Here is a 24,548-nt window from a genome sequence, read left to right on the forward strand (position 1 = left end):
AACCATGCTGGCTTTCCTCAATCAGGTGCGCAAGCCGACCCTGGATCTGCCGCTCGATGTGCGGCGCAAAATGTGGTTCAAACCGTTCATGCAGTCCTATCTGGTGGTTTTCATCGGCTACCTGACCATGTACCTGATCCGCAAAAACTTCAACATCGCGCAGAACGACATGATCTCCACCTACGGGCTGAGCATGACGCAGTTGGGGATGATTGGGCTGGGCTTCTCCATCACCTACGGCGTGGGTAAAACGCTGGTTTCCTACTATGCGGACGGCAAAAATACCAAGCAATTCCTGCCGTTTATGCTGATTCTCTCCGCCATTTGTATGCTCGGCTTCAGCGCCAGCATGGGCGCGGGTTCTACCAGCCTGTTTCTGATGATCGCCTTTTACGCGCTGAGCGGTTTCTTCCAGAGTACCGGTGGCTCATGCAGTTACTCGACCATCACCAAATGGACGCCGCGCCGTAAGCGTGGATCGTATCTCGGTATGTGGAACATCTCCCACAACCTCGGCGGTGCGGGTGCGGCAGGCGTAGCGCTGTTTGGCGCTAATGTGTTGTTCGACGGACACGTCATCGGGATGTTTATCTTCCCGTCAATTATCGCGCTGATCGTCGGCTTTATTGGCCTGCGTTACGGCAGCGACTCCCCGGAATCTTATGGCCTCGGCAAAGCTGAAGAGCTGTTCGGTGAAGAGATTAGTGAAGAGGACAAAGAAACCGAAGAAAACGAGATGACCAAATGGCAGATCTTTGTTGAGTACGTGCTGAAAAACAAAGTGATTTGGCTGCTGTGCTTCTCAAACATCTTCCTGTACGTGGTGCGTATCGGTATCGACCAGTGGTCAACCGTGTACGCTTTCCAGGAGCTGAAGCTGTCTAAAGAGGTGGCGATTCAGGGCTTTACCCTGTTTGAAGTGGGGGCGCTGGTCGGTACCCTGCTGTGGGGCTGGTTGTCGGATCTGGCGAACGGTCGTCGTGCGTTGGTAGCTTGTGTGGCACTGGCGCTGATTATCGCCACGCTGGGCGTTTACCAGCATGCCAGCAACCAGTACGTTTACCTGGCTTCCCTGTTTGCGCTCGGTTTCCTGGTGTTTGGCCCGCAGTTGTTAATTGGTGTGGCGGCAGTCGGTTTTGTGCCGAAAAAAGCGATCGGCGCGGCCGATGGGATTAAAGGCACCTTCGCTTATCTGATCGGTGACAGCTTCGCTAAGCTGGGTCTGGGAATGATTGCCGACGGTACGCCGGTCTTCGGCCTGACCGGCTGGGCGGGCACTTTCGCTGCGCTGGACACCGCCGCTATCGCCTGTATCTGCCTGATGGCTATCGTGGCCGTCTTCGAAGAACGTAAAATCCGCCGCGAGAAAAAAATTCAGCAGTTAAAAACCGCTTAAGTGTGTAGTGGTAACTTTTTGCCCGCCTTCATGGCGGGCTTTTTTATGCCTCGGCTCCGCCCTGAATCGCGTTAACACGTTCAGTCGTCGACAGAGATAGATTTACCGCTATGATGGGCATCCTGTCTGGTAATGGATGTGCGCATGATTTGGATAATGCTGGCCACCTTGGTCGTTGTTTTTGTTGTGGGTTTTCGGGTGCTGACATCTGGGGCGCGACGTGCGATTCGCCGTTTGAGTGAGCGCCTGGGTATTGATGTGATGCCGGTAGAATCGATGACCGATCAGATGGGAAAAGTGCAGGGCGAGGCGTTTTTACAGTACCTTCACCGGCCTGACGAATCGCACCTGCAAAATGCCGCGCAGGTGCTGTTGATCTGGCAAATCGTCATTGTCGACGGCAGCGAGCAGAACCTGCTGCAGTGGCACCGTTTGCTGCAAAAAGCTCGGCTGGCTACGCCGATTACCGACGCGCAGGTGCGCCTGGCGCTCGGCTTTCTGCGTGAAATGGAGCCGGATATGCAGGAGATTAATACCTTCCAGATGCGCTACAACGCCTTTTTCCAGCCCGAAGACGGCGTGCACTGGCTGCACTGAAATTGTGTTTTGTAATGACGACTATTTTTAATCGTCATTATCTTTCGATCACCCTGTTACTCGTGACGTATCAAAATAAAAACAGTTGCTGAAACGTTAAATACGTCACACTTTTAATGTTACACTGCGTAACTTTTCTACAATAACCCCACGCAGGTAACAAAATTGAGTGAAGCTATTGAACAAAAATCCCGCGCTGAGGTGAATACCCGACCTAACTGGTCGGCGGTATTCGCCGTGGCGTTCTGCGTTGCCTGCCTGATAACCGTTGAGTTTCTGCCTGTCAGTTTGCTAACGCCGATGGCGCAGGATCTGGGTATTTCAGAAGGTGTTGCCGGACAATCGGTGACGGTGACGGCATTTGTCGCCATGTTTGCCAGCCTGTTTGTGACGCAAATCATCCAGGCGACCGATCGTCGCTATGTGGTGATCCTGTTCTCTGTGCTGCTGACGCTCTCCTGCCTGCTGGTCTCGTTTGCCAACTCTTTTACGCTGCTGCTGGTGGGGCGCGCCTGTCTTGGGCTGGCGCTCGGCGGCTTCTGGGCAATGTCGGCGTCGCTGACCATGCGTCTGGTACCCGCTCGCACAGTACCGAAAGCGCTATCGGTTATCTTTGGCGCAGTTTCTATTGCGCTGGTGATTGCCGCACCGTTGGGGAGTTTTTTAGGCGGTATTATCGGTTGGCGTAACGTATTCAATGCGGCGGCGGTGATGGGAGTGCTGTGCACCATTTGGGTGGTGAAATCACTGCCTTCGCTGCCCGGTGAGCCGTCGCGCCAAAAACAAAATATGTTCAGCCTGCTGCAGCGTCCGGGCGTGATGGCTGGCATGATCGCCATCTTTATGTCCTTTGCCGGGCAGTTTGCCTTCTTTACCTACATCCGTCCGGTGTATATGAATCTGGCGGGCTTTGATGTTGATGGCCTGACGCTGGTTCTGCTGAGCTTTGGTATCGCAAGCTTTGTTGGCACGTCGCTCTCTTCGATGATCCTGAAGCGCTCGGTCAAACTGGCGTTAGCCGGAGCACCGCTGGTGCTGGCGCTCAGTGCGCTGATACTGATCCTGTGGGGCAGCGACAAAGTGGTCGCGGCTGGCATTGCGATTGTCTGGGGGCTGGCGTTTGCGCTGGTGCCGGTGGGTTGGTCGACGTGGATCACTCGCTCGCTTGCCGATCAGGCAGAAAAAGCCGGTTCGGTGCAGGTTGCTGTGATCCAGATGGCCAATACCTGTGGGGCTGCGGTGGGCGGTTATGCGCTCGATAACCTCGGACTGCTGTCACCGTTGGTGCTCTCTGGTAGCCTGATGTTGCTGACGGCGCTTGTGGTGGCAGCGAAAGTGCGCATAAAAGAGGCGCAGTAATCTCCAGCTTTGTTTGCCGGATGAGGCACTGACACCGCCATCCGGCATTTTGCCCACTTCTCAATCAAAACCATTGTTTTCGGCGGCATGGGCAAACCACTCGCCGCTCTTTTTCACTGTACGTTTTTGCGTGTCTAAATCTAACTGAACAAAACCGTAGCGGTTTTTATATCCGTTAAGCCATGACCAGTTATCAATAAAGGTCCACATATGGTAGCCAAGGCAATTACAGCCTTCGCTAATGCCTTTATGCAGCCATTTAAGGTGTTCTGAGACAAACTCAATACGGTAACTATCGTTAATCTGACCTTCCTGAATAAAACGTTGCTCGTTTTCTACGCCCATCCCGTTTTCAGAAATAAAACAGCGCGGGTTGCCGTAATTATCACGCAGATTAGTAACAATATCGTAAATACCCGGCTCATAAATTTCCCAGCCACGGTACGGGTTCATTTTACGTCCCGGCATTTCGTAGTAGTCAAACAGCGACTCTGGCATAAACGGCGCGTCAGGATTGACGGCGCTATCACGACATTTTACCCGGCGCGGCTGGTAATAGTTAATGCCGAGCAGGTCGATTTTGCCATCGGCTATCAACTGGCTGTCGCCGGGCTGACAGGTTGGCAGCTGATTGTACGCTTTCAGCAGTTCTACCAGATCCGCCGGGTATTCGCCTTTTAATACCGGATCGAGGAAACTGCGGTTAAACAGCAGATCCGCATGGTGCGCGGCTTTTACATCCGCCGGGTTTTGCGAGCGCGGGTAAGACGGCGTTAAATTCAGCACCACGCCGATTTCACCGTCATAGTTTCCGGTGCGGTACGCGCGAACAGCCGTCGAATGCGCCAGTATAGTGTGGTACGCCACGGTCGCGGCACGTTTGAAATCCACCACGTTAGGGTAATGGAAGTCATACAGATAACCGCCTTCTACTGGAACAATCGGCTCGTTGAAGGTAAACCAGTGCTTAACCCGGTTGCCGAACAATGTAAAACACGTTTGGGCGTAGCGACCAAATGCTTCCACCACCTCACGGTTCTCCCAGCCACCTTTCTCCTGCATGACCATTGGCATATCGAAGTGGAACAGGGTGATAAAGGGCGTGATATCCTGCGACAACAGCTCGTCGATGACGTTGTTATAGAAATCGACCGCTTCAGGATTCACCTCGCCGACGCCGTCCGGGATCAGGCGCGACCAGCTCAGAGACGTACGGAAGCTGTTGTGTTTCAGCTGCTTTAACAGCGCGATGTCCTGCTTCCAGTGCTGATAAAACGATGAGGTGTTCGCCGGGCCAACTCCCTGATGGAAACGACCTGGCTGACGGTCGAACCACACGTCCCATGTGGTCTGGCTTTTGCCACCGTTCAGGCTATCCCCTTCGGTTTGCAGCGCTGAGCAGGCACTGCCCCACCAGAAGTTTTCGGGAAAACGGTATCGCATTATCTTGCTCCTTGATGTATTTCATTTCCCTACACAATAGGCGATTTTTATTATAAGAAACCGGTTACAGTGCTCGTTTTTCAATGTGATAGTTACATATCCGGACATTCAATCTTGCCTAACGCCTCCCAGTAGTTGTTCTGATTACTCCTTTGAATCGCCACAATGGCTTCGCGGATATGCTGCTGATTACGCGTATCGGCCATAATCGTTTTTTCCCATACTTCATCCGATGGCGACCCTTGCGGGGTACAAATCTTGCGTAAGTCCTTCAATATGGTGTTTTTTTCGTGAACTGACTGTAGAGAACCGTAAGCCGAGTCGGCCTGCGCCAGACCCGGCAGCGTGAAAAGGATGGCAATAATCGGAAAAACGGCTCGTTTCATGATAATAATCCTTGTTGTCGATGCGCATCATCTCAAGAGTAAGTGTAGACGGCCTACGACTCACTCATCAGCCTGTGTTAATGTCGAAAAAATAATCAGACAAAAGTTTTAGTTTTTCAGGAGGATAGAATGCAGATACAGATTACGGATACGGTTACCGAAGTCGATCAAAACGCGCTACTCACCGGGTTGCGCACTTACAATCGGCAGTTCCTGAAAACGACCAATTTTGGCGATCTGGCGGTCTACTGGCGCAATGAACACAATGAAATACTGGGTGGGCTTATCGGCAAAATCAAAGGTGAATGGTTGTGCATTGATTTTTTATGGATGCATGAATCCCTGCGCAAAGGTGGTTTCGGTACGAAACTGATGCAGGCCGCTGAACAGACCGCGCAAGAGAGAGGGTGCCTGCATGCGCTGGTCGATACCCTGAGTTTTCAGGCACTGCCGTTTTATCAAAAGAACGGTTACCAGCTGCAAATGACCCTCGAAAACTTCCCGGAAGCAGGCGCTGCGCGCCATTATTTATCCAAAACATTTTGATGACCGGAAGTACGCTTTATCGTATATCCGCAGTGGGTTTTACAGGTTTTCCGACCCGGTAAGCATTAATGCTGCCGGGCATTTTGTTTATTCCTCCGTTATGCTTTTTTCTTCTTGCTGATGCTTTTTCGTTTTTTAAACCGCAGCGACCTTCCCGCTATAGTCATTTCATTAGCCATCAGGTGGTTATTTCAAAAGGATAAAAACGTGAAATTGAAAATACCTTATTTCGGGGCTGCGGTATTACTGACGGGATTATTGCTGGCAGGTTGTGACCAGCAAAGCAATGATGCAAAACACATTAAAGTCGGCGTGATTAACGGTGCAGAGCAGGATGTGGCAGAGGTTGCGAAGAAAGTGGCCAAAGAGAAGTACGGCCTCGATGTTGAGCTGGTGGGCTTCAGCGGTTCTCTGCTGCCTAACGATGCCACCAATCATGGTGAACTGGATGCCAACGTCTTCCAGCATCGTCCGTTCCTTGAACAAGATAATAAAGCGCATAGCTATAAGCTGGTGGCGGTAGGCAATACCTTTGTCTTCCCGATGGCTGGTTATTCGAAAAAGATTAAATCAGTTGCTCAACTGCAAGACGGCGCGACGATAGCGATACCTAACGATCCGACCAACCTTGGGCGTGCGCTGTTGCTGCTGCAAAAAGAAAAGTTAATCACTCTGAAAGACGGCACCGGTCTGCTGCCGACGGCGCTGGATATCACCGATAACCCACGTCATCTGAATATCATGGAACTAGAAGGTGCGCAGTTGCCGCGCGTGCTGGACGATCAGAAAGTGGACGTGGCGATCATCAGTACCACCTACATTCAGCAAACCGGGCTTTCTCCGGTGCATGACAGCGTATTTATCGAAGATAAAAACTCGCCGTACGTGAATATTCTGGTTGCTCGGGAAGACAACAAAGATGCCGAGAACGTAAAAGTGTTCCTGCAATCTTATCAGTCACCGGAAGTGGCGAAAGCGGCTGAGAAAATCTTTAACGGTGGCGCGGTTCCGGGTTGGTAATGTCCCCCCGTTGCCGCGCTGCCCGGTGTTATACCGCTCTGGCGCGGCGGCGGGAGTCCATTGAAATCAGCACCACTGAAGAGAGGATCAGTAGTGTGCCCAGCCAGTCGGGAAGGGTAAATGTAATCCCTAGCAACAACAGCGACAGCAAGGCGCTGCTCAATGGTTCCGCACAGCTTAAAATGCTCGCTTTCGGCCCACCAATCATCTGCGCGCCTTTCAGGTACAGGCTAAACGTCAGCGACGTGCCGATCACCACCAGATAGAAAAACGCCAGAATTAAACTGCCATTGACCACGAAGTTTGTTCCTTCCCCGGCATAGAATGGGAGCAGGATCAGGCCACCTATCAACATGCTCCAGCCGACAATCGGCAGCGTACCGTAGCGGGCGATAAGCGTAGAGGGATAAGTGGTGTAAAACGCAGCGGCAAAGGCTGAGGCGATCCCCCAGAACAGCGCGGCAGGCGAAATGGACAGCGATGTTGGGTTGCCGTGAGTCACCAGCAGGAACGTGCCGAGAAGCGAAGTCAGAATGGCCGTTAATACTAAAATGCTTGGCCGCGCTTTACGCACCACAGAGAACCACGCCACGATAATGGTCGGCGACAAAAATTGCAGTACCGTTGCGGTGGCGGCGTTGGATTTTTCGATGGTCAGTAGAAAAGTCAGCTGTACGGTGAGCGCGCCAACCACGGAAAAAATCAGCAGACTGATGGCGTCCTTGCGGTTTTTGATAATGGAGAACACTTTGTCGCCGTGCACAAAAGAGAGCATCAGCAGAATGAGTCCGGCGAAAATCAGGCGGGTCATGGTCAAAAACTGCGACGACATCTGGCTTTGCTCCATGATGTACTGCGCGCAAACGCCTGAACTTCCCCATAATACGGCGGCAATCAGGACGTTTATCATCCCTCTTCTGGTGGAACTCATTATTCCCTCGGCATTGTTGTATTGTCTTATTTGTGTGCAGGCATCATAGCAGAGATGGCGGGGCGAGGGAGGCTATGACTGACTGAATATCCCCCGCAAAGCGGGGGGGGGGCGTAGAGAATTAAGGCTCAATCGGCGTCAGGTAATCCAGACGTAGCGGCTCGGACAGCAGGTCATTCATTTGCAGAATAAACGTCTGGAAATGCGGCAGTGCAATATGTTCGTCTAGCCCAGCCTGACCGCGCCAGGATTCGCGCACGTAAAACACCTCCGGGGTATCGCGTAACTGAAACAGCGCATACTCAATATTGCCCGGTTCCCGACGCGTGGGCAGCAGCAGGGCCTGCAGCGCCTGTTTCAGTGCGTCGATTTTCCCATGTTTGGCCTTCAACACCGCAAGAATGGAAATTACCCCAGTGTCAGACATGTTAAAACCCCTCCAGAACAATCTTGCCAACCGAACGTCCGGTTTCAATTTGTGCGTGAGCTTTTTGCAGATTCACCGCCGTGATCGCGCCAAAATGCTCGCCCAGCGTTGTGTGGATCGTATTGTTGTCGATCAACTGCGCCACGCGGGTCAGTAGCTGATGTTGGGCACTGATATCGTGGGTTTCAAACATTGAGCGAGTGAACATAAATTCCCAGTGCAGCGAAATGCTTTTGGCCTTCAGCGGGCGGGCATCAAGGAATTCTGGGTCGTCAATCAGCGCCAGTTTGCCCTGCGGTGCCAGGGCGGCAATAATCTGCTGATAGTGCTGTTCGGTATTGTTCAGGCTGGCAACGTGTGTCACCTCTTTAATGCCTATCCGCGCCAGCTCATCCGTCAGCGGCTTGCTGTGATCGATCACATGATGTGCACCTGCTTCACGCACCCATTTCTGGCTTTCTGGGCGAGATGCCGTGCCGATGATGGTCATTTGGGTCAGTTTGCTCGCCAGTTGAGTCAGGATGGAACCGACGCCACCCGCAGCACCGACAATCAATAATACGTCGCCTTCGTTGCCATTTTCCTTAACGCTCAGGCGGTCGAACAGCATTTCCCACGCAGTGATGGCGGTCAGCGGTAGGGCTGCCGCAGAGGCGTTATCCAGCGATTGAGGCTTCAGCGCGACAATGCGTTCGTCGACCAGCTGAAATTCGCTGTTGCTGCCCGCACGGCCCAGCGCGCCGGCGTACCAGACTTCATCACCAGGTGCGAACAGGGTGACTGCTTCACCGACGGATTTCACCACACCGACCGCATCCCAGCCCAGAACTCGTGGGGTGTCAGCGTTGAAACCTGCGCGTACTTTGGTATCGACAGGATTAACAGAAATGGCTTTCACCTCAACCAGCAGGTCATGCCCTTTGGCAACCGGCGTAGGCAGGTCAATGTCTTGTAAAAATGCAATGTTACTGCCGTCGGTTTCGGCGCGGGTAATGGCGATAGCTTTCATAGTCTCTCCGGTTACAGGAATCTATTTATACCCGTCATACTTCAAGCTGCATGTGCGTTGGCTACGCTCGCTCACTCCCTTGCCGCCTTCATGCAACTCGAATTATTTAGGGTATATCTGTTGAATAATTCGATGGTAAACCGGCAGCAGAACGGGAAAAATAGCCTCACGGCGACAGGACTTATACTCGGGGAGTGAAAATGTTCCGGCTTGAAGATCTCACGTTGTTTGTCCGCGCCGCGGCGCTGAACAGTTTTAGTGATGCAGCACGCGAAGCCGGCGTCCAGCCAGCTCAGGTCAGTTCTGCCATCAAGCGCCTGGAGTCTACGCTGACCATCCGTTTGTTTGCCCGTTCCACGCGCAGCCTGCGCCTGACGCCGGAGGGCGAAGTCTGGTTACCCTATGCCCGCCAGATGCTGGATGTGATGCATGCCGGGCTACAAAAAATTCAGACGCCGGAAGATGAGATTTCCGGCACGCTGCAAATTGCGGTGCCGTCCGATCTCGGGCGTAACCTGTTGCTACCGGTTTTCCAGTCATTTCGACGCCGCTATCCTGCTCTGCGGCTGCGGGTCTTTTTCTCTGATCAGGTGACGGATGTCTTCAAAGATCCCGTCGACGTGGCGTTTCGTTACGGCAACAACGAGGATGCATCTTACATCGCGCTGCCCGTGGCACCGGGTAACCGACGTGTGTTGGTGGCCTCTCCCGAATGGGTTTTGCAAAATGGCGAGCCGCAAAAACCGGATGATTTAGCGCAGTTGAACGCGATGACCTTCGTCTTACGCGGGCGACTCCATGACCGATGGACGTTTACGCGCAACGGCGAGGTCAGCAGCGTGCAAGTGAATGGCACCATTATGAGCGATGATGCCGAAGTGATCCGACGTCTGGCAATTACCGGAGAGGGGGTTGCGTATAAATCGTGGCTGGACGTGAGTGAAGATGTGCGCGATGGTCGATTGCAGCTACTGATGCCAGATTATCAGGGAGAAAAAGTCCCGCTGAATATGATTTGCCCACACCGTCAGCAGCTTTCAACGGCGGTACGACTGCTTCACGATGCCGTGAAGGCGCGGTGTGAAATGCTGATGGCACTCCCCGCAGGAGGCGTTTAACCGCCTGCATTTTTTCTCTCGTAATACGTATTAATAACCGTTAATCTATTCTGCTAAACATGAACTGATCGGAACTCTGATCAGTTCGTTAGTGGTGGTTTTATCGTTTATTGTTTCCGCGTTGAATATTGTGTTTTTAATATGACCAATGTTGATTATATTATAGCGTGGTGTTTTTCGTATAGTTTTAGACTAACTATGTATACTTATTTAAATCTGTTTGACTAAATTTCATTGCGTTGCTATATAACAGCAAAATATCCCTTCCTAATGTCTTTTTTCTTAATCCCATTTTCAAAGGGAAGCATGGATGCTTTTTAATAATGAGAGTGGAGACGGTATGTTGAAGGCAATGACGATTAATGACGTCTTGTTTTATATCGAAGAGAACTGCGTAACAGGTGTTGATATAGACGATCTTACCCGATTTTCTGGGTATAGCCGAAGACATATTCAGGGAATGATAAAACAGCGAATTAATATGCCCGTGGGCCTCTATATTCGCAAGCGACGGATCACCAAAGCCGCCTCTTTGTTACGTCTGACGATAATGGACATCATTGATATTTCTGTGCGGCTAGGGTTTGATTCGCAGCAATCTTTTACTCGCGAGTTTAAAAAGTTAACGGGGTATACGCCAAGAGAGTATCGCAAAAGTGTGAGTTGGGATCTCTCGCCGCTGCTGTTGTATGCGCACCAAAGTGACATTACTGTCAGCAAACCACAACTGTGCATACTGCCGGATGATTTTATTACCGGGTTTCAGTACAGCTATGATTCGCCCGTCCCGCCAACTGATGAATCTCATCTCCACCGTCTCAACCTGATTTTCAACCAGCTTTCCGTTTTAAAGAAAAATATATGGGCGTTAAGTGATTTTTCTCCCAGTTTAAATTCGACGACACGGTTGAAGGTGAAAACTATTATTGGTAGCAAGAATCATCATACTGTGAACGCCTATAATCGTTATGATTGCCCTTCGGGTAAATATGCACGATTTTCGTTCAAGTTCAGAAAGGATACGTATCCATTTTACTCGAAATATATTTATGCAAAATTAATGGCGGAATATAAATTAAAACGAAAATCCAGTTTCGACATTGAAGTTTTTCATTACCATTCGCAAGATCTTATTAATGGAATGATTAGCTGTGAGCACTATATACCAATAGATGAGTGATTTCAGAAATCATCGAGATAAAAAAGCTCCACTTTCGTGGAGCAAAGATCACGCTGCACTTTTTATTAACTAATGACTATTCATAGTCAGCGTTGAAATATAATACGGCACGAACCGTTCCGGGGCTGACGTTTCTTCCCGTTTGATAATATTGGGCATGAAATGGAATCGAGAGTTTTCCTTTATCATGGTGTGTTAACGGGAAGTGCGATTGATTATTAAAGTTGATAGGGAGTTGTTGTTGATCTAAAACCTGAATACCGATTCCAGTTGCGCCTTTAGGATGAGTATTGGGTAGGATGCCGATATTACGATCCTGTCCATCACGGGGAGTACTCCAGCTCAGGATAACTCGGGCAGGCGCGTCGTAACCACGCTTACAAATCAGGTCGATCGTAAACGGTTTTCTCCCTGCCGTGCTGCCGCGACCACTGAAGTGTTCAAGTGGGACATCAGGCAATTTTACGTTGATCGTGCGGTTGCCCTGCACGGCGCAGGAACGGCTGAGCATCGTGATGTATTTTGCCGGCAGGACGATATCTATGACCGGCAACGACTGAGCTTCGCTTCTAATCTGCAGGTTGAGTGCGCTGGATGAAGACCCCGCTGGGAGACGGCTGTCCAGCTTAATCAGTTCGATATTAACCTTACTGTTTTTGAACTCGTCCGGCGTTGCCTTAAATGCCGATGGCCACTGGATGGTGCGCCCGGTTGCGGTTTCTAACGTTACCTTTATACCGATATCGCTTACGTTGCTACGCAGGATACCGGGCAATGTCACCACCGACTGATCGCCCATCACCTGGGCGATAAACGGTTGGTTTTTAGTACACTCCGCTCCTTGAACATAGGGCACTGAAATTGTGCGTGTCTGGATCACGCCCCCGGACTGAACAGCACGCTGCACCGTGACGGTCTCCGGTGGGACGATAATCTTTTGCGAAGTCAGTGTGCACGTGGCGCTGGCTGTCTGATGAATGCCAAACGCGATACCCAGTATGAAAGCAGCCCGTATTAGCGACATGTGGCCTCCTGGCTTTTTAATACGATCGTACATTTCCCATTTTCCACAGAAACAAACACGTCCGGCGACGTGGTTTCATCGATATAAAGCGCGCCGCCTTGCCCTACGTAGCCAACATGGTTGTTGGCGCGGTCACGGATAACGGCGCCGAACGGCATTTTCTGCTGACCAGAAAGGCGAGGATAAATAATCGTCTGTCGTCGTAATGTTGTTTCAAACGTGATGGGTACGACGTTGCCTTCGTAAGGTGCGACTTTGCCCTGGGTTTTGCTGAACGTCAGGCCGTCAGCGGAACCTTTCGGATCGATCATCACGTCATTAACGCGCCACGGGCGTAGCCACGGCATAATGGCATAGCCATTTTTGTCGACGCGGGTTCCGGGCACGCCGTCCAGATGTGCGCCATAGGCATCCGGCGCGTAGACCAGTGCGACGGTATCTGAGCGCTCCGGCGAAAAGGTGATGCCCCCCGCGTGGCCGACTAACATTCCGCTCATTCCTACGCTGACCTGATGCCATGAGTTACTCTGGCCCCACGTCCCGTTCATCGAGCTGTAAGGGGTGCGTACCATGCCGTTGGCGCCCCATTCTGCATCGCCTCCACGGGCGTAGCCGGTGTTGACTCCCCAAACGATATTATTTTCATCGTCAGAAGAGGTGGTGAAACCGAGTCGCGTATTGCTGGCTTTGCCGTTATTCGCGTAGCTGTCAGAGGAAATTTGCGTAAACCCGGTGTGATCTCGTGGCAGGAAATAGCTCAATGAGAGCATGATTTGGTCGTCTTTGGTGACGGATCCGTGTTCATCTTCATTCCAGAAACGCTGTGCCGATACGCTCCAGGTCAGGTTGCCCCATGAATTTGTGTATCCCACGGCATACTGGCGATAATTGTCCTGCTGATCCCAATACTTTTTCAGAGAACCAGACAAATAGAACGAACCCCAGGTGTCCGATAGCGGCTGATTGATGCTGGCGCTGTACGACTGCTTCTCGCGTAATGACTGATATGAGGTTTCAGATGCCACCGTATTCAGTGCATCGAGGGCGTCGCGTTGGCCATAAAAATGATGTGAACTGTATTTGGCTTCCAGCCAGAGCGACGTTTCTGACCAGGGCAGGGTACGATTCCAGGTCAGGCGATATTGCTGCCCCTGGCGGCGATCGTCATCGAGACTCAGGCGTGATTGCGTAATATCAATGGCGAATGCGCCGAGTCCGCTGTTGAGGCCGCTACCGACCAAAGCCGACTGGTAGCGTTCAAACCCGGACGCTCCGCTATATAAGGTGAGATAGTTGTTCAGGCCATACTGCCAGTAAGCCTGAGCGGCAAGCGGATCTTCATCAAAATTGTCTTCATCCACTGCGCCAATGGCCACGCCATAGCGCGAAACGCCGGGTTTCAGCAGCTGCGGGACGGTGGAATAAGGCACGGTAAAACGACGGATACGCCCATCAGACTCCTGAATCGTCACCAGCAGTTCTCCACCGGTATTTGCGGGAAGCACTGACTCAATCGAGAACGGTCCCGCTGGAACGGAGGACTGATGAAGGGTTTGTCCGTCCTGAGAAATGGTCACCCGGGCGTTGGTTTCTGCAACCCCACGAATAACTGGAGCCCAGTTCAGCGTGCTATCCGGGCGCATTAAATCTTCTGAAGCCAGTCCCACCCCGAGAATGGCAATGCTGTCGAACATCTGGCTGTCGGTGTAAAATTTCCCTGCGCTGAACATAGATTTCCAGTCGGGGATTGGTCGTTTTAACGTTGTGCGGTTATTGGCGTAATGGCTGCCTGCTTTGTTGTCCCAACTCTGACTCGCGAAATGCTCAAGCAACCACCCGCCAGCGGAACCCCGGATATCCATTCCCAGCCAGGCGCTATCCGTACTGGCGCGATCGTTACCTCGCTGCTGGGTACTGTAATAATCTGCGTTATAGCCGACATTAATCGCCGGGATCCCTGGCTGCCATAATTCGGGTTGCACATAATTGCTTTCGAGATTATCGACATAAGCCTGCGGAATGGTGATGTGTAGCTCAAGCTGGCTGGTGTTGATCCGCTCGGTAGCTTTCCCGCTGGTATCCCATTCGGCGATAGTGCCGCAGTGTGTAGGCTGCGCGGCCAGCGTTTCATTCATTTTATTTGTGGCGATGCCCAGACCTTTGAGAAATGGTCCGGAGTAGCAGCTGACTAAATCTCCGCTGTTATTCTTTTTAAATACCAGCTCACGACGTCCCCGCCAGTTATCATTGATATAAATATCGACGATATACTGCCCCGGTAATAAACTTGCTGCGTTAAAGGAACGCAAATCGTTAAGTGAAGCATTGCCCATCAGAATGGCATTGTCGAATGTATAGCGCGTCGTGTCTTCTGCGTGCAGTTTGACTGAAAATAATGAAATATTTAGAACTATAAAGCAGGGTATGGTGAGAATCCTTTTACATAAACCCATTTTGTATTCCTTTTTATCCCTTTCTATTTATTAATGGCTGTTTTGAACTCCACGACGCTGCCGTAATCGCTGATAGCTTGCAGAACCACCGGCTCTCCCTTTCTCACTTTCTGTTTTAACGTGATGTCAGTTCGACTTTTTGGCGGAACCATAGCACCTTCTTCCAGCAGCCTGTTGCCTGAGGTGGTGACAATATTTGCAACCGTAATGAAAAAGGGAGTCGGGTTGACCAGTGTGATATCACCGTTGTTTGAGAGGATAGCCATCTTGCTTTCAGCATTCTGCCGTTCACCTAAACCCGCCGGACGCCAAAAAAACTTAAAGCGTGAGCGAATAGCTAAGTTAAGCATTGATGAATTCTCCGTGACTTTACTTTTATCTACGGAGGGAATATCCAGAATGTTTAACCACCACAATGACTCGCGGTCGGTGGCAACAATACGTTTATCTGCTGCTTTTTTAATTCTCAGCGATTGTCCGTTTCCTGCGTCAATGCGGGCTATAGGGGGTGAGATAATAAATGGGGTTGTTATTTCCTCGGGTAACTTATTAGGGTCACCCTCATCCAGCCATATCTGTGCCAGCGACGGTGATTGATTCGTATTAGTCATTTGTATTGTAATTTCTGAAGACTCTTCCGAATAAATGAATCGGGTACCATTGACGATAATATTGTTGGCAAGTGCGGTGTTAACAAAAAATAAAACCAATATGGTAATAATGATTTTCATAGGACCTCTACTGAAATGAATGCCATAGCCCGGAGTGCTATGGCATTATATTTAATTATAGGTAATTCTATAATTTGCCTGCATCTGTACTGAGCCGGGGGTTATGCGCATAAACGAAGGAGTATCGCTAGATCTAATGTAACCAACCCGGAACTTATATTCCAAGAATTGTTTCCCTTCAGAGTGGTGAGTTCTCTCAGGATCAAATTTATTGTTATCTTTACTTAAATCAATATTAGTTCCATTTTTATCTTGTAGTGCTAATGCTGCGTTTGAACCGCCAAATATGATATTGTTTTTCAGATATCCATCTGTCGTTACAAAATAATTTTTGCCCCATGATAATTTAGGTATCGAATATTCATCTATATGACAATCTGTAACCTTGATGGTAAACTCCTTAATCTGTTCAGGTGATTGGCTATTGACCCTTGTATTTATAACGGGGTTTAGTGTTACATTTTTATATCCACTGTTTTCAATTTTACATGAATTAGCTAAAACAGTGCCATTAAAAACAATATTTCCTTTTGGATCACCGTTAAACCATTTTTGTGCCATGGCGGAAGGAATAGATACTGCACATGCAATTAACGTCACAATAGATAATTTACTCATAATGCGTTCCTCATTTAGAGATAGATCGTCACTATTATCAGTAACCTTTTTTCTGATACCTCTTATGTAGATATCCGTCAGGCTTTCGCCTCCTATAAAATAGATAAGAGAAAGTGTGGTTGTATATCGTAGATTGCACGTATTTTACTCAGTCAATGATATTAAGAGCGGTAGATAAATATGAGATATAATGAAATATTATCATCTTAGAAAGGTAGTAGAAGAGCCGACTTAATAGCTCGAAAAAACCGAGTTTTCATATTGCACAATTAGCTAAATTTCTATAACCCAATCGGATTATCCTTAATCTTAAGTCATGACGCACTACCTAATTTCTATGCAATAGTGACAGGGAAGCATTTTCAATCATCATTTGAATGGAGGCCATCTATGCTTAACATGGACAGTAAAATTATATTGATTAGCAACCAGTCAATACAAACACAACTCTTGCTGGATTATCTTAATAAGAAAAGCGATACCTTGGTTGATTTTATTAATATTAGCAGGCCAGATATGTCGTTTATCGCGGAGGGAAGTATCATTCTCTATGATATTCAGGCATCCAGTCGGAAATTAAAAAAAGTCTGGTCAAGGCTGCTCAATGATAGTCATTGCAGTATGCGTATTTTCATCATTAATTGCCTAAGAGCGTTCTCGCTCTATGAGAACATGTCATGGCCGCATTTCGAGTGCGTGGTTCCTAACAATTGCACCACCGAGCATTTGCTTAATGTGATTAAAACCGGTGGTCAAACTCCCCGTTCAGAGCACTCTCACTCTTCCTTGAAAGAAAAAGTCAGCCCCATTCAACCTGAAAATGAGGCTGAACAACGGTTGACGGAAAGAGAATATGAAGTCTTGGTTGAGTTGTCGAGAGGGGCATCTAATATGGAGATTGCCCACGCGTTTTTTATTAGTGAGAACACGGTGCGAACGCATATTTATAATATTTTTAAAAAGATTTCAGTGAGTAATCGAACCCAGGCCGCCTGTTGGGCAAACGCCCATCTCAGAGCCCCGGCGCTGGGTGAACTCTCCTGGACCTGATGCCGATGCTGGCGCAAAGGCGTTGTACTTGCTTTGCGCCAGATGATTATCGTGTGGTGACTCAGTCTTTTTTCGCTGCGTTAGCAAAGAAAATATCGGACTGAATATCTTTGGTGCGGATGGTGAACAGCTGATTCGTCAGGTCTTCAGTCAACTTCTCAGCATCGGCCATGATGCGCAGGTTGAAGTCATTCAGCATCTTATCGGCGGCTGGTTTATCGGTTTTCGCCATCTTCAGGTACTCTGCTTCGACCTCTTTTTGCTCCTTCGCTACTTTATCTTCCCACGCTTTGTAGGCTTTTTTGACGATTGGCGCGAGCTTCGGATAGTCGGTCATGGTCAGCGTTTGCAATTTACGATACTTCCAGTAAATGGATTGATCGTCTGCTTTATCCGTACCCATCGTGTAGTTAGCGGGATACGCTTTCAGGCCACTGTAGTAAGGAACAAAGGCGGTGAGATCGGCCATGCCCAAACCAATGTAGGTCGTTTCTCCAATTTCTTTTGGCAGCCACGGACGAACCTGCATGACGTGTGCCTCGTAGGTGCGGAACACGCTGACAGGACGCCACGGCTCTTTGCCATTCAGACCGTTGGTATAAGGGTCATGGCTGGTGCCTTCATAGTGGCTGCGTAGCACGGCCTTCACATCGTCCAGCGTCATTTTCTTCTCAGGCTTCAGGAATACCGGGAAATCACGGCCTGCGGCCATATCCTGTTTGACTGAAGGATTAAACGTTTTCTGGATGGTCCATACGCGAGGGTCGTTATAGGTACGATCACGCTCGTCATCGCGGGTATAAACTTTGGAGAAGTTGAATTTTCCGTCTTTAGCTTTATCGTACAAACCTTTTTCGGTGGCGAATTCAACCAGGTTTTTCGACGCCATCATATTCGGGTCTTGCGGATCGTAATCCTGTAAACGTCCCTGATTACCGGTGGCAAAGTACTGATTATTCGGCAGTCGCTGCGCCATCCACTGGTGGCCGCTACCAGTTTCCAGATACCAGATTTCGTTATCATCCACGACGGCGACGCCAAAACCTTCGCCTGCCCCGACGGTTTCAACGATATGCCCCAGCAGCGCCACCGCGTCACGTGCGGTTTTGCTCTGTGACAGCAAAATATCCGGGATATCGTCTTCGGTAATCCCTTTATCCTCAACGTACGGGTCAATGGCCAGCGCTTTTGGCGAAGCAAAAATAGACTCAGTCCCACTCACACCAACGCCCAGTTCGTTAAATCCTGTGGCGCCATGCAGTTGGGTTTTCCAGTTCGGCACGGTGGTGTAACGCAGAGAATTTTTTGGCAGCGGCCAGGTAAAATCATTCGCGCCATTATGCGCTTTGGTGCTGTATACCCCGGTCTGGTTCTGTTTCGCTGGATGAATCAAAAAATGTTGGGCTTTCAGTGCATCGCTGTCTGCGCTACGGGCGACTAACATGGAGCCGTCCGCAGACGCTTCATTGCCGACCAGCAGGGTCGTACACGCAAAACCTGATGAAACAACAGCCAAATTAATCGAAAGTGCAATCAGGCACTTTTTAAACGTAAACATTAAATATCCCTCATAAGTACGCCATAAACACACCGGAAACACACCGTTTCCTTAAACGCGGCCACGCCTGAATGCTCAGACATTGCTCGCCAGAGAGATAAACGCCCCTGCCCACGTTATCTCCAAATATCCATCCATAGGTTGAAGTCTTCAGGACGCAATAACACGTCCATTTCGCTTGATTTTTACGCAATGGATATCGAGGTATTCAGGATGTTTCCTGATTCGGAAAGAAGGATAACAATGGCTGATGACTGGATTCAGTGACCGATGTCGCGTAAGTCAATGATGGTAAATATGAATTCTGGATTAGCATTGGGGGCGACGTTACCTTTTGCGACAATACAGCGAGGGAACATTTGAGGTTGCAAAAATCCACGAGCCTTCATACTCCTCCAGGACCAGACTCAGGATCCGCCCGTTCTGGCGATAAAACCCGGGTAATGTGTTGTTGATATCGTCTTCATCGGCCGAATCAGCGAAAGTTTTTACCACCTGCATACCCAGCAACACGCGGGCATCACGCTGTTGGGTATAGCTAAAATAAATGTTCCTGCTGACGTCCGTAGTGTTATGTCCGTACAATTTGCCGGTAATGGTTGCCAGCCCTTTATGCTGGTACATCCTATACGACACCGTGCCGGCAAAGCGGTTACTGCCAATATTCCACTCTACGCTTCCGACGCAATTCAGCGGTTTGTCGGCATATCGTGAATGCCATAACCAAGCGCCTGAACCGAGCACCGTCGCCAGTCCGGCACCTGCCATGATAAGCGTGTAGGTTTTTTTCATTTCGTACGCATCCAGTAATAATGGCTGGTACATAACGCGTAAGCATTTGTCCGTGCGTCTTTATCGCAAACAAATGCTACTACTCTTTCGGCTTTGCGGTAACCGGAAAGGAATATGTACTGGTTGTTTTCACAGAGATAAGGATGCGAAAGCATCAGATTGTAATAACTGTCGAGATCGTGTTCATTTGGTGAATAATAAATTTTGCAGTTTTGACTCGAGGGGATTTTCATGGAAATAGAGACGAATGTGCTAAATGGCATAATCGGGCGTGTCTGATACCACACCAGCCAAATAATCAGGGTGGTAATAACTATGATGAAGGTAAAGAGAATACTCCGAACTTGTCCGGGCATTTTTTTTCGTGGCAGGGGCTCTATTATTGCGGGCGCGACATTTTCCTCAATAACCGGTGGTAAGGATACATCACTTTGCACGTGCGGTATCGCCTCTACCTGCGTATTTTCAGTTAATCTCAGACCACGACGAGAAATAGTTTTTACCGTATCACGAGGCAACCCAACTTCCTCCAGCGCCTTGCGTAGCGTCAGGATGGCCTGATAAAAAGTATTCGTCGTCGTCACATTATTGCGCTCTCCCCACCCCACTTTCAGCAGTGTGTTTTGAGAAACAATGTCATTTTGGTGTGTAATTAAATAGAGAAAGCAGAGTGAGGCTGGGAGCTGTAGTTGAATCGTCCGCCCGGTTTGCCGGTTAACCAGACTTTTGTTATCAGGATTAAATTCGACCAACTGATTGATAAGGTACAATGCCCGGCCCTCAGTAACAAGAACATGTCATAGAGTGCGGTAGACACTCCCTTCAATTCTACATACAAATCGCTAAGACGCCTCTGTCTTTGCGCATCATCAGAGATAAGAATCTTAGGTGAAACAATAAAGTCATTATAATACAAAGTGATAGCAAAGATAAATCTTAGGTAAGAATGAGCTAAGGTTAAATGATGAGAATTCATTACAGTTTCATCAGAATTGCCCCTATATTTGACCACAACACCACAAGGGTGATTGAGTTATCAGATTAGTACTATTGATAAGTACCGTTTATTAAGGTTTCAATTTAGCAAATCGTGCTATGTGGGTATTTGTCCTGGTCTGTTAATCCGTGCGCAAAATTCTTAATGCACTGCTTATTTATCTTAGACGACGTATGGGTAGACTTATTTATATCACGTGATTTACCTATCGTATTTATTCGCTTATAGGAATTTATTACATTTTTAATAGCATACGTTTCTTTACTGACGAAGTGCTTGAAGTGTGTCGGATTGACACATTTATTTACCAGTGAAATATTGAAGGAACAAAATTACAGGAGTTGATTTTGATGAACAGAAAACCACTACAGAATGTTCGCTGCATAAGTTGTGAATTATCCTGCCAGTTATTTCCGGAGCCTGCGGTTCGCGCACAGTACTGTCACCGCGCTGCTTTTGCTATCTGGCCTGAGGGGAATAGTTTTCTGAAAACAGGGGTGGTTGAAAAACTTCTTCTGAATAATCAAAACCATTTGTCCCGAGGTTTTATTTTTATCGACTTTTCGTTCCCAAATCTGCGCTTGTTCGCTGATCCACAGTGGGTTGATCGCCTGGCGCGTAGCGGCATGCATATTGTCCTGATATCTGACCGGATCCTGACGCCGTTAGCCAATTATTGGCTGTCGAAAAGCAGTCACATTCAGGGCATTATTTATTTTGATGATAATGATGATGTTCAGCATCAGAAGATTCGCCGACTGTTTACCGGTCACATGGCGAACAGTAAACGTGGACGCTCATTAAACTACACAGAAATGATATTGCTGAAACGTTTTATGTCAGGGAAAAGTATTCAACAAATCACCATGACAGATAATATCGATATTAAGAAAATATACGTATATAAACTTCGGCTTGAAGAGAAATTAGGCCATAGCATACATAAAATAATCTCGAATATTTTATAACTGATATCCATTTCTAATATTTCCACATTATTGCGATGTGGTGGACGCTCTACGCCTAAATGCAGGAGGCAATTATGCCCAACCCTAAGTATTACTCACGTATTGCCATAGCGGTGTCTGCCGCGTTATCCACTATGGCATTTTCAACTCACGCGGCTTGGGTCGATGTCGATAGTCTTCCTTCTAGTGGACTGGTTAGCAGTCTGCCCTCGGAATTGCAGGCCTTAATTCCTGCGCAGGCAAATGCCAGTTTCGCTAAAACCAGCGCCATGCCGAATTATGTTTATCAATGGAGTGCGGGCACTATTCCCGTTTACGGCAACGGATTAACGATTAATGGACCCGGCGCTGAAGCTTTTGAGCACTCTATTACCGTTATTCAGAACAGTACTACAGGTAGTCCGGGCGTTATTTTCGGTGACGACCTGACAATTCGTACTCAGTCAAAGAACGCCGCCAACAACGGTAAAGATGTTGATGGTATCCGTACGCACGGGGCCAATACGCCGGATAACCCAGTCTTTATTATCACCGGCGACCGTACATCCATCTACGTAGACGGCCAGGATGGTGATGGTATTAACGCCGGTTACAACTCCTATAGTCAGGGTTGGAAAGGCTCGGCAAACATTTATGTCGGTGATGATCTGTATATTCAAACCACCGGTTCTCAGGGGCGTGGTATCACAGCAAACGCGATGAAGGATGCAACGCAGGCCAAAAATACGATTGTTGTTGGCGATCGTGCACACATTGTGACGATCGGTGACAGTTCAGAAGGTCTTCGCACTGGGCAGAGTGGTTCCTCGATCCTGCTTGGCAATGACGCCACCATCGAGACATCGGGTGCCTCTTCCACGGGGATTTATGCCGCCTCATCTTCCAAAACAGAACTGGGCAACAACGCGACGATTACGGTCAATGGCGTCAGCGCACATGCGGTCTATTCCACCAACGCGACCGTGAACCTCGGCGAAAACGCAACGATCAACGTGAACAACTCCGCGAAAGCGGCTTCATACAGCAAAGCGCCACGCGGCCTGTTTGCGACTTCACGCGGTGCGATAAACCTGGCAGGCGGTGCCGCCATTACCATGGCCGGCGACCACAGCAATGAAAGCTATGCCATTAGCACCGAAACGGGCGGCATTGTCGATGGCTCTACTGGCGGGCGTTTCCTCATCGACGGCGATCTTCATGCTGCCGGTGCGACTGCCGCAACCAGCAGCCTGCCACAGCAAAACAGTACGATTAAGCTCAACATGACCGACAATTCGTTGTGGAGCGGAGCATCATACATCACCAGCGCTACTGCCGGGACGGGCGTGATCTCGCTGCAAATGAATGATGCGACCTGGAACATGACCAACAGCTCAACACTCACCGACCTGACGCTGAACGGCGGGTCAGTGGTGAACTTTGGGCATGCTGACGGCGAACCGTGGCAGACGCTTACCATCAATGAGGATTTCACCGGCAACGGCGGTAAGCTGGTTTTCAATACCGTCCTGAATGACGATGCTTCTGAAACCGACAAGCTGAAAGTGCTCGGCAACACCGCGGGTAACGCTTTTGTGGCGGTGAACAACATAGGCGGAACTGGGGCGCAGACCGTTGAAGGCATTGAGATCATCGAAGTGGCCGGTAATTCTGACGGTACTTTTGAGAAAGCGGGCCGTATTGTTGCCGGTGCGTACGACTATAACGTTGTGCAAAAGGGCAACAACTGGTATCTGACTAGCTTTATTCCTGCCCCACCGGATCCGGAGGACCCGGACCCCGTCGATCCGGTTGACCCTGATCCCGTTGACCCTGACCCGGTTGATCCTATTGACCCAGGTCCGGTTGATCCAGACCCGGTCGATCCGATTATCCCTGAGCCGGAAGTACCTGTAGCACCTCCGGTAACAGAGCAGCAATACCGCCCGGAAGCAGGCAGTTATCTGGCTAACAACTATGCCGCTAATACGTTGTTCATGACCCGACTGCACGATCGTCTGGGAGAGACGCAGTACATCGACATGCTGACGGGCGAGAAAAAAGTCACCAGCATGTGGATGCGTAACGTCGGCGCGCATACCCGCTTCAAAGATGGTAGCGGGCAGTTAAAAACCCAAAGCAACAGCTATGTATTGCAGTTAGGTGGCGACCTGGCGCAGTGGAGTCACGACGGCCTCGACCGCTGGCACATCGGCGCAATGGCTGGTTACGCCAACAGCCAGAACCGCACGCAGTCCAGCCTGACCGGCTACCATTCACGTGGTCAGGTCACCGGTTACAGCGTAGGGCTGTACGGCACATGGTATGCCAATGACGCAGACAAAACCGGCACCTATGTGGATACCTGGATGCTGTACAACTGGTTTGATAACAAAGTGATGGGCCAGGAGCAGGCGACGGAGAAATATAAATCCAGCGGGATCACTGCTTCGGTCGAAGCGGGTTATAGCTTTAAACTGGGTGAAAACGAGCGCAACAGTTACTGGCTGCAACCGAAAGCGCAAGTCGTATGGATGGACGTGCAGGCCGACAACCACCGCGAAGTGAACGGTACCCGCGTGAAGGATGACACCGATGGCAACTTGATGACCCGTCTGGGTGTGAAAGCCTTTATCAACGGCCACAATGCCATCGATGACGGTAAATCCCGTGAGTTCCAGCCGTTTGTGGAAGCCAACTGGATCCACAACACTCAGACCGCCAGCGTGAAGATGGACGATGTAAGCAACGACATGCGCGGCACGAAGAATATTGGTGAGCTGAAAGTCGGCGTAGAAGGTCAAATCACCCCGCGACTCAACGTGTGGAGCAACGTGGCCCAACAGATAGGCGACAAAGGCTACAGCGATACCCGCGGTATGCTCGGCGTGAAATATAACTTCTGATGTAAGTGCTGGTAATAGAGAAAGCCGCTGATTAACCGATCGGCGGCTTTATTTATTGTT

General features: G+C 49.5%; 22 protein-coding genes. 10 read left to right on the forward strand and 12 right to left on the reverse strand.

Going from position 1 to position 24,548, the window contains the following annotated elements; translation table 11 throughout:
- Window positions 1–4 precede the first annotated feature (4 nt).
- The 3 genes from uhpT to nepI all read left to right on the forward strand — a co-directional run bounded on the left by uhpT (window position 5) and on the right by nepI (window position 3,352).
- Window positions 5–1,396 (forward strand): hexose-6-phosphate:phosphate antiporter, encoded by a 1,392-nt coding sequence (uhpT, locus tag E4Z61_RS17310; protein WP_135323822.1) that lies wholly within the window; start codon window positions 5–7, stop codon window positions 1,394–1,396.
- A 144-nt stretch (window positions 1,397–1,540) separates the two neighbouring features.
- The gene (locus E4Z61_RS17315; protein WP_135323823.1) at window positions 1,541–1,993 is read left to right on the forward strand and encodes a DUF1198 family protein; all 453 of its coding nucleotides are present in this window, start codon (window positions 1,541–1,543) and stop codon (window positions 1,991–1,993) included.
- A gap of 165 nt (window positions 1,994–2,158) precedes the next feature.
- On the forward strand, window positions 2,159–3,352 hold the full coding sequence (gene nepI, locus E4Z61_RS17320) for a purine ribonucleoside efflux pump NepI (RefSeq protein ID WP_135323824.1): 1,194 nt from the start codon (window positions 2,159–2,161) through the stop codon (window positions 3,350–3,352).
- A gap of 60 nt (window positions 3,353–3,412) precedes the next feature.
- Here nepI and E4Z61_RS17325 read toward each other — a convergent pair whose 3' ends face one another.
- Window positions 3,413–4,795, reverse strand: a complete 1,383-nt coding sequence (locus E4Z61_RS17325) for a glycoside hydrolase family 1 protein (protein WP_135323825.1) — start codon at window positions 4,793–4,795, stop codon at window positions 3,413–3,415.
- A 92-nt stretch (window positions 4,796–4,887) separates the two neighbouring features.
- Window positions 4,888–5,181 carry a YicS family protein gene (locus E4Z61_RS17330; RefSeq protein WP_135323826.1) on the reverse strand — a complete coding sequence of 98 codons (294 nt, stop codon included), beginning with the start codon at window positions 5,179–5,181 and terminating at the stop codon, window positions 4,888–4,890.
- Window positions 5,182–5,310: 129 nt separating this feature from the next.
- Here E4Z61_RS17330 and E4Z61_RS17335 point away from each other — a divergent pair, with 129 nt between their 5' ends.
- Both E4Z61_RS17335 and nlpA read left to right on the forward strand, forming a co-directional pair.
- Complete coding sequence (locus E4Z61_RS17335) at window positions 5,311–5,727, forward strand: GNAT family N-acetyltransferase (protein WP_135323827.1); 417 nt, start codon at window positions 5,311–5,313, stop codon at window positions 5,725–5,727.
- 207 nt (window positions 5,728–5,934) lie between these two features.
- On the forward strand, window positions 5,935–6,747 hold the full coding sequence (gene nlpA, locus E4Z61_RS17340; protein ID WP_135323828.1) for a lipoprotein NlpA: 813 nt from the start codon (window positions 5,935–5,937) through the stop codon (window positions 6,745–6,747).
- Window positions 6,748–6,775: 28 nt separating this feature from the next.
- Here nlpA and E4Z61_RS17345 read toward each other — a convergent pair whose 3' ends face one another.
- The 3 genes from E4Z61_RS17345 to E4Z61_RS17355 form a co-directional block, all read right to left on the reverse strand.
- Window positions 6,776–7,678 (reverse strand): carboxylate/amino acid/amine transporter, encoded by a 903-nt coding sequence (locus E4Z61_RS17345; RefSeq protein WP_135323829.1) that lies wholly within the window; start codon window positions 7,676–7,678, stop codon window positions 6,776–6,778.
- Window positions 7,679–7,799: 121 nt separating this feature from the next.
- Entirely contained in the window at window positions 7,800–8,105 is a 306-nt protein-coding gene (locus tag E4Z61_RS17350) for a putative quinol monooxygenase (RefSeq protein WP_135323830.1), read from the reverse strand.
- A 1-nt stretch (window position 8,106) separates the two neighbouring features.
- Window positions 8,107–9,114 carry a zinc-binding alcohol dehydrogenase family protein gene (locus E4Z61_RS17355; RefSeq protein ID WP_135323831.1) on the reverse strand — a complete coding sequence of 336 codons (1,008 nt, stop codon included), beginning with the start codon at window positions 9,112–9,114 and terminating at the stop codon, window positions 8,107–8,109.
- A 200-nt stretch (window positions 9,115–9,314) separates the two neighbouring features.
- On the opposite strand from E4Z61_RS17355, the gene E4Z61_RS17360 reads away from it, so the two are divergent.
- Both E4Z61_RS17360 and E4Z61_RS17365 read left to right on the forward strand, forming a co-directional pair.
- Window positions 9,315–10,232, forward strand: coding sequence for a LysR family transcriptional regulator (locus E4Z61_RS17360; protein WP_135323832.1), 918 nt, complete (start codon window positions 9,315–9,317; stop codon window positions 10,230–10,232).
- A gap of 310 nt (window positions 10,233–10,542) precedes the next feature.
- Window positions 10,543–11,412 carry a helix-turn-helix domain-containing protein gene (locus E4Z61_RS17365; protein WP_240703828.1) on the forward strand — a complete coding sequence of 290 codons (870 nt, stop codon included), beginning with the start codon at window positions 10,543–10,545 and terminating at the stop codon, window positions 11,410–11,412.
- Between the two features lie 76 nt (window positions 11,413–11,488).
- On the opposite strand, the gene E4Z61_RS17370 is transcribed toward E4Z61_RS17365, so the two are convergent.
- From E4Z61_RS17370 to E4Z61_RS17385, 4 genes are all read right to left on the reverse strand, one after another.
- Window positions 11,489–12,436: a fimbrial protein gene (locus E4Z61_RS17370; RefSeq protein WP_135323833.1), complete on the reverse strand. Its 948-nt coding sequence runs from the start codon at window positions 12,434–12,436 to the stop codon at window positions 11,489–11,491.
- Window positions 12,427–14,769, reverse strand: a complete 2,343-nt coding sequence (locus tag E4Z61_RS17375; protein ID WP_240703829.1) for a fimbria/pilus outer membrane usher protein — start codon at window positions 14,767–14,769, stop codon at window positions 12,427–12,429. The genes E4Z61_RS17370 and E4Z61_RS17375 overlap by 10 nt, the downstream gene beginning before the upstream one ends.
- A 143-nt stretch (window positions 14,770–14,912) precedes the next feature.
- Complete coding sequence (locus E4Z61_RS17380) at window positions 14,913–15,620, reverse strand: fimbrial biogenesis chaperone (RefSeq protein ID WP_135323835.1); 708 nt, start codon at window positions 15,618–15,620, stop codon at window positions 14,913–14,915.
- Between the two features lie 51 nt (window positions 15,621–15,671).
- Window positions 15,672–16,238, reverse strand: a complete 567-nt coding sequence (locus E4Z61_RS17385; protein WP_135323836.1) for a fimbrial protein — start codon at window positions 16,236–16,238, stop codon at window positions 15,672–15,674.
- A 390-nt stretch (window positions 16,239–16,628) separates the two neighbouring features.
- Here E4Z61_RS17385 and E4Z61_RS17390 point away from each other — a divergent pair, with 390 nt between their 5' ends.
- Entirely contained in the window at window positions 16,629–17,288 is a 660-nt protein-coding gene (locus tag E4Z61_RS17390; RefSeq protein ID WP_135323837.1) for a LuxR C-terminal-related transcriptional regulator, read from the forward strand.
- A 61-nt stretch (window positions 17,289–17,349) separates the two neighbouring features.
- On the opposite strand, the gene E4Z61_RS17395 is transcribed toward E4Z61_RS17390, so the two are convergent.
- The 3 genes from E4Z61_RS17395 to E4Z61_RS17405 all read right to left on the reverse strand — a co-directional run bounded on the left by E4Z61_RS17395 (window position 17,350) and on the right by E4Z61_RS17405 (window position 20,408).
- Window positions 17,350–18,846, reverse strand: coding sequence for a C69 family dipeptidase (locus E4Z61_RS17395; protein ID WP_135323838.1), 1,497 nt, complete (start codon window positions 18,844–18,846; stop codon window positions 17,350–17,352).
- Window positions 18,847–19,173: 327 nt separating this feature from the next.
- Window positions 19,174–19,638, reverse strand: a complete 465-nt coding sequence (locus E4Z61_RS17400) for a hypothetical protein (RefSeq protein ID WP_135323839.1) — start codon at window positions 19,636–19,638, stop codon at window positions 19,174–19,176.
- A complete protein-coding gene (locus tag E4Z61_RS17405; protein ID WP_135323840.1) occupies window positions 19,635–20,408 on the reverse strand; it encodes a winged helix-turn-helix domain-containing protein in 774 nt (257 codons plus the stop codon). The genes E4Z61_RS17400 and E4Z61_RS17405 overlap by 4 nt, the downstream gene beginning before the upstream one ends.
- A gap of 577 nt (window positions 20,409–20,985) precedes the next feature.
- On the opposite strand from E4Z61_RS17405, the gene E4Z61_RS17410 reads away from it, so the two are divergent.
- Complete coding sequence (locus E4Z61_RS17410; protein ID WP_135323841.1) at window positions 20,986–21,603, forward strand: helix-turn-helix transcriptional regulator; 618 nt, start codon at window positions 20,986–20,988, stop codon at window positions 21,601–21,603.
- A gap of 74 nt (window positions 21,604–21,677) precedes the next feature.
- Window positions 21,678–24,488: an intestinal colonization autotransporter adhesin MisL gene (misL, locus tag E4Z61_RS17415; RefSeq protein ID WP_135323842.1), complete on the forward strand. Its 2,811-nt coding sequence runs from the start codon at window positions 21,678–21,680 to the stop codon at window positions 24,486–24,488.
- Window positions 24,489–24,548 lie beyond the last annotated feature (60 nt).

The organism is Citrobacter tructae, from assembly GCF_004684345.1.
GTDB classification, from domain to species: domain Bacteria; phylum Pseudomonadota; class Gammaproteobacteria; order Enterobacterales; family Enterobacteriaceae; genus Citrobacter; species Citrobacter tructae.

Bases quoted from the DNA above. Each gene is read 5' to 3' on its own strand.
- uhpT (WP_135323822.1), top strand. From the start codon at position 5: ATGCTGGCTTTCCTCAATCAGGTGCGCAAGCCGACCCTGGATCTGCCG.
- E4Z61_RS17315 (WP_135323823.1), top strand. From the start codon at position 1,541: ATGATTTGGATAATGCTGGCCACCTTGGTCGTTGTTTTTGTTGTGGGT.
- E4Z61_RS17325 (WP_135323825.1), bottom strand. From the start codon at position 4,795: ATGCGATACCGTTTTCCCGAAAACTTCTGGTGGGGCAGTGCCTGCTCA.
- E4Z61_RS17330 (WP_135323826.1), bottom strand. From the start codon at position 5,181: ATGAAACGAGCCGTTTTTCCGATTATTGCCATCCTTTTCACGCTGCCG.
- E4Z61_RS17335 (WP_135323827.1), top strand. From the start codon at position 5,311: ATGCAGATACAGATTACGGATACGGTTACCGAAGTCGATCAAAACGCG.
- E4Z61_RS17345 (WP_135323829.1), bottom strand. From the start codon at position 7,678: ATGAGTTCCACCAGAAGAGGGATGATAAACGTCCTGATTGCCGCCGTA.
- E4Z61_RS17350 (WP_135323830.1), bottom strand. From the start codon at position 8,105: ATGTCTGACACTGGGGTAATTTCCATTCTTGCGGTGTTGAAGGCCAAA.
- E4Z61_RS17355 (WP_135323831.1), bottom strand. From the start codon at position 9,114: ATGAAAGCTATCGCCATTACCCGCGCCGAAACCGACGGCAGTAACATT.
- E4Z61_RS17360 (WP_135323832.1), top strand. From the start codon at position 9,315: ATGTTCCGGCTTGAAGATCTCACGTTGTTTGTCCGCGCCGCGGCGCTG.
- E4Z61_RS17365 (WP_240703828.1), top strand. From the start codon at position 10,543: ATGCTTTTTAATAATGAGAGTGGAGACGGTATGTTGAAGGCAATGACG.
- E4Z61_RS17370 (WP_135323833.1), bottom strand. From the start codon at position 12,436: ATGTCGCTAATACGGGCTGCTTTCATACTGGGTATCGCGTTTGGCATT.
- E4Z61_RS17375 (WP_240703829.1), bottom strand. From the start codon at position 14,769: ATGGGCAATGCTTCACTTAACGATTTGCGTTCCTTTAACGCAGCAAGT.
- E4Z61_RS17380 (WP_135323835.1), bottom strand. From the start codon at position 15,620: ATGAAAATCATTATTACCATATTGGTTTTATTTTTTGTTAACACCGCA.
- E4Z61_RS17385 (WP_135323836.1), bottom strand. From the start codon at position 16,238: ATGAGTAAATTATCTATTGTGACGTTAATTGCATGTGCAGTATCTATT.
- E4Z61_RS17390 (WP_135323837.1), top strand. From the start codon at position 16,629: ATGCTTAACATGGACAGTAAAATTATATTGATTAGCAACCAGTCAATA.
- E4Z61_RS17395 (WP_135323838.1), bottom strand. From the start codon at position 18,846: ATGTTTACGTTTAAAAAGTGCCTGATTGCACTTTCGATTAATTTGGCT.
- E4Z61_RS17400 (WP_135323839.1), bottom strand. From the start codon at position 19,638: ATGAAAAAAACCTACACGCTTATCATGGCAGGTGCCGGACTGGCGACG.
- E4Z61_RS17410 (WP_135323841.1), top strand. From the start codon at position 20,986: ATGAACAGAAAACCACTACAGAATGTTCGCTGCATAAGTTGTGAATTA.
- misL (WP_135323842.1), top strand. From the start codon at position 21,678: ATGCCCAACCCTAAGTATTACTCACGTATTGCCATAGCGGTGTCTGCC.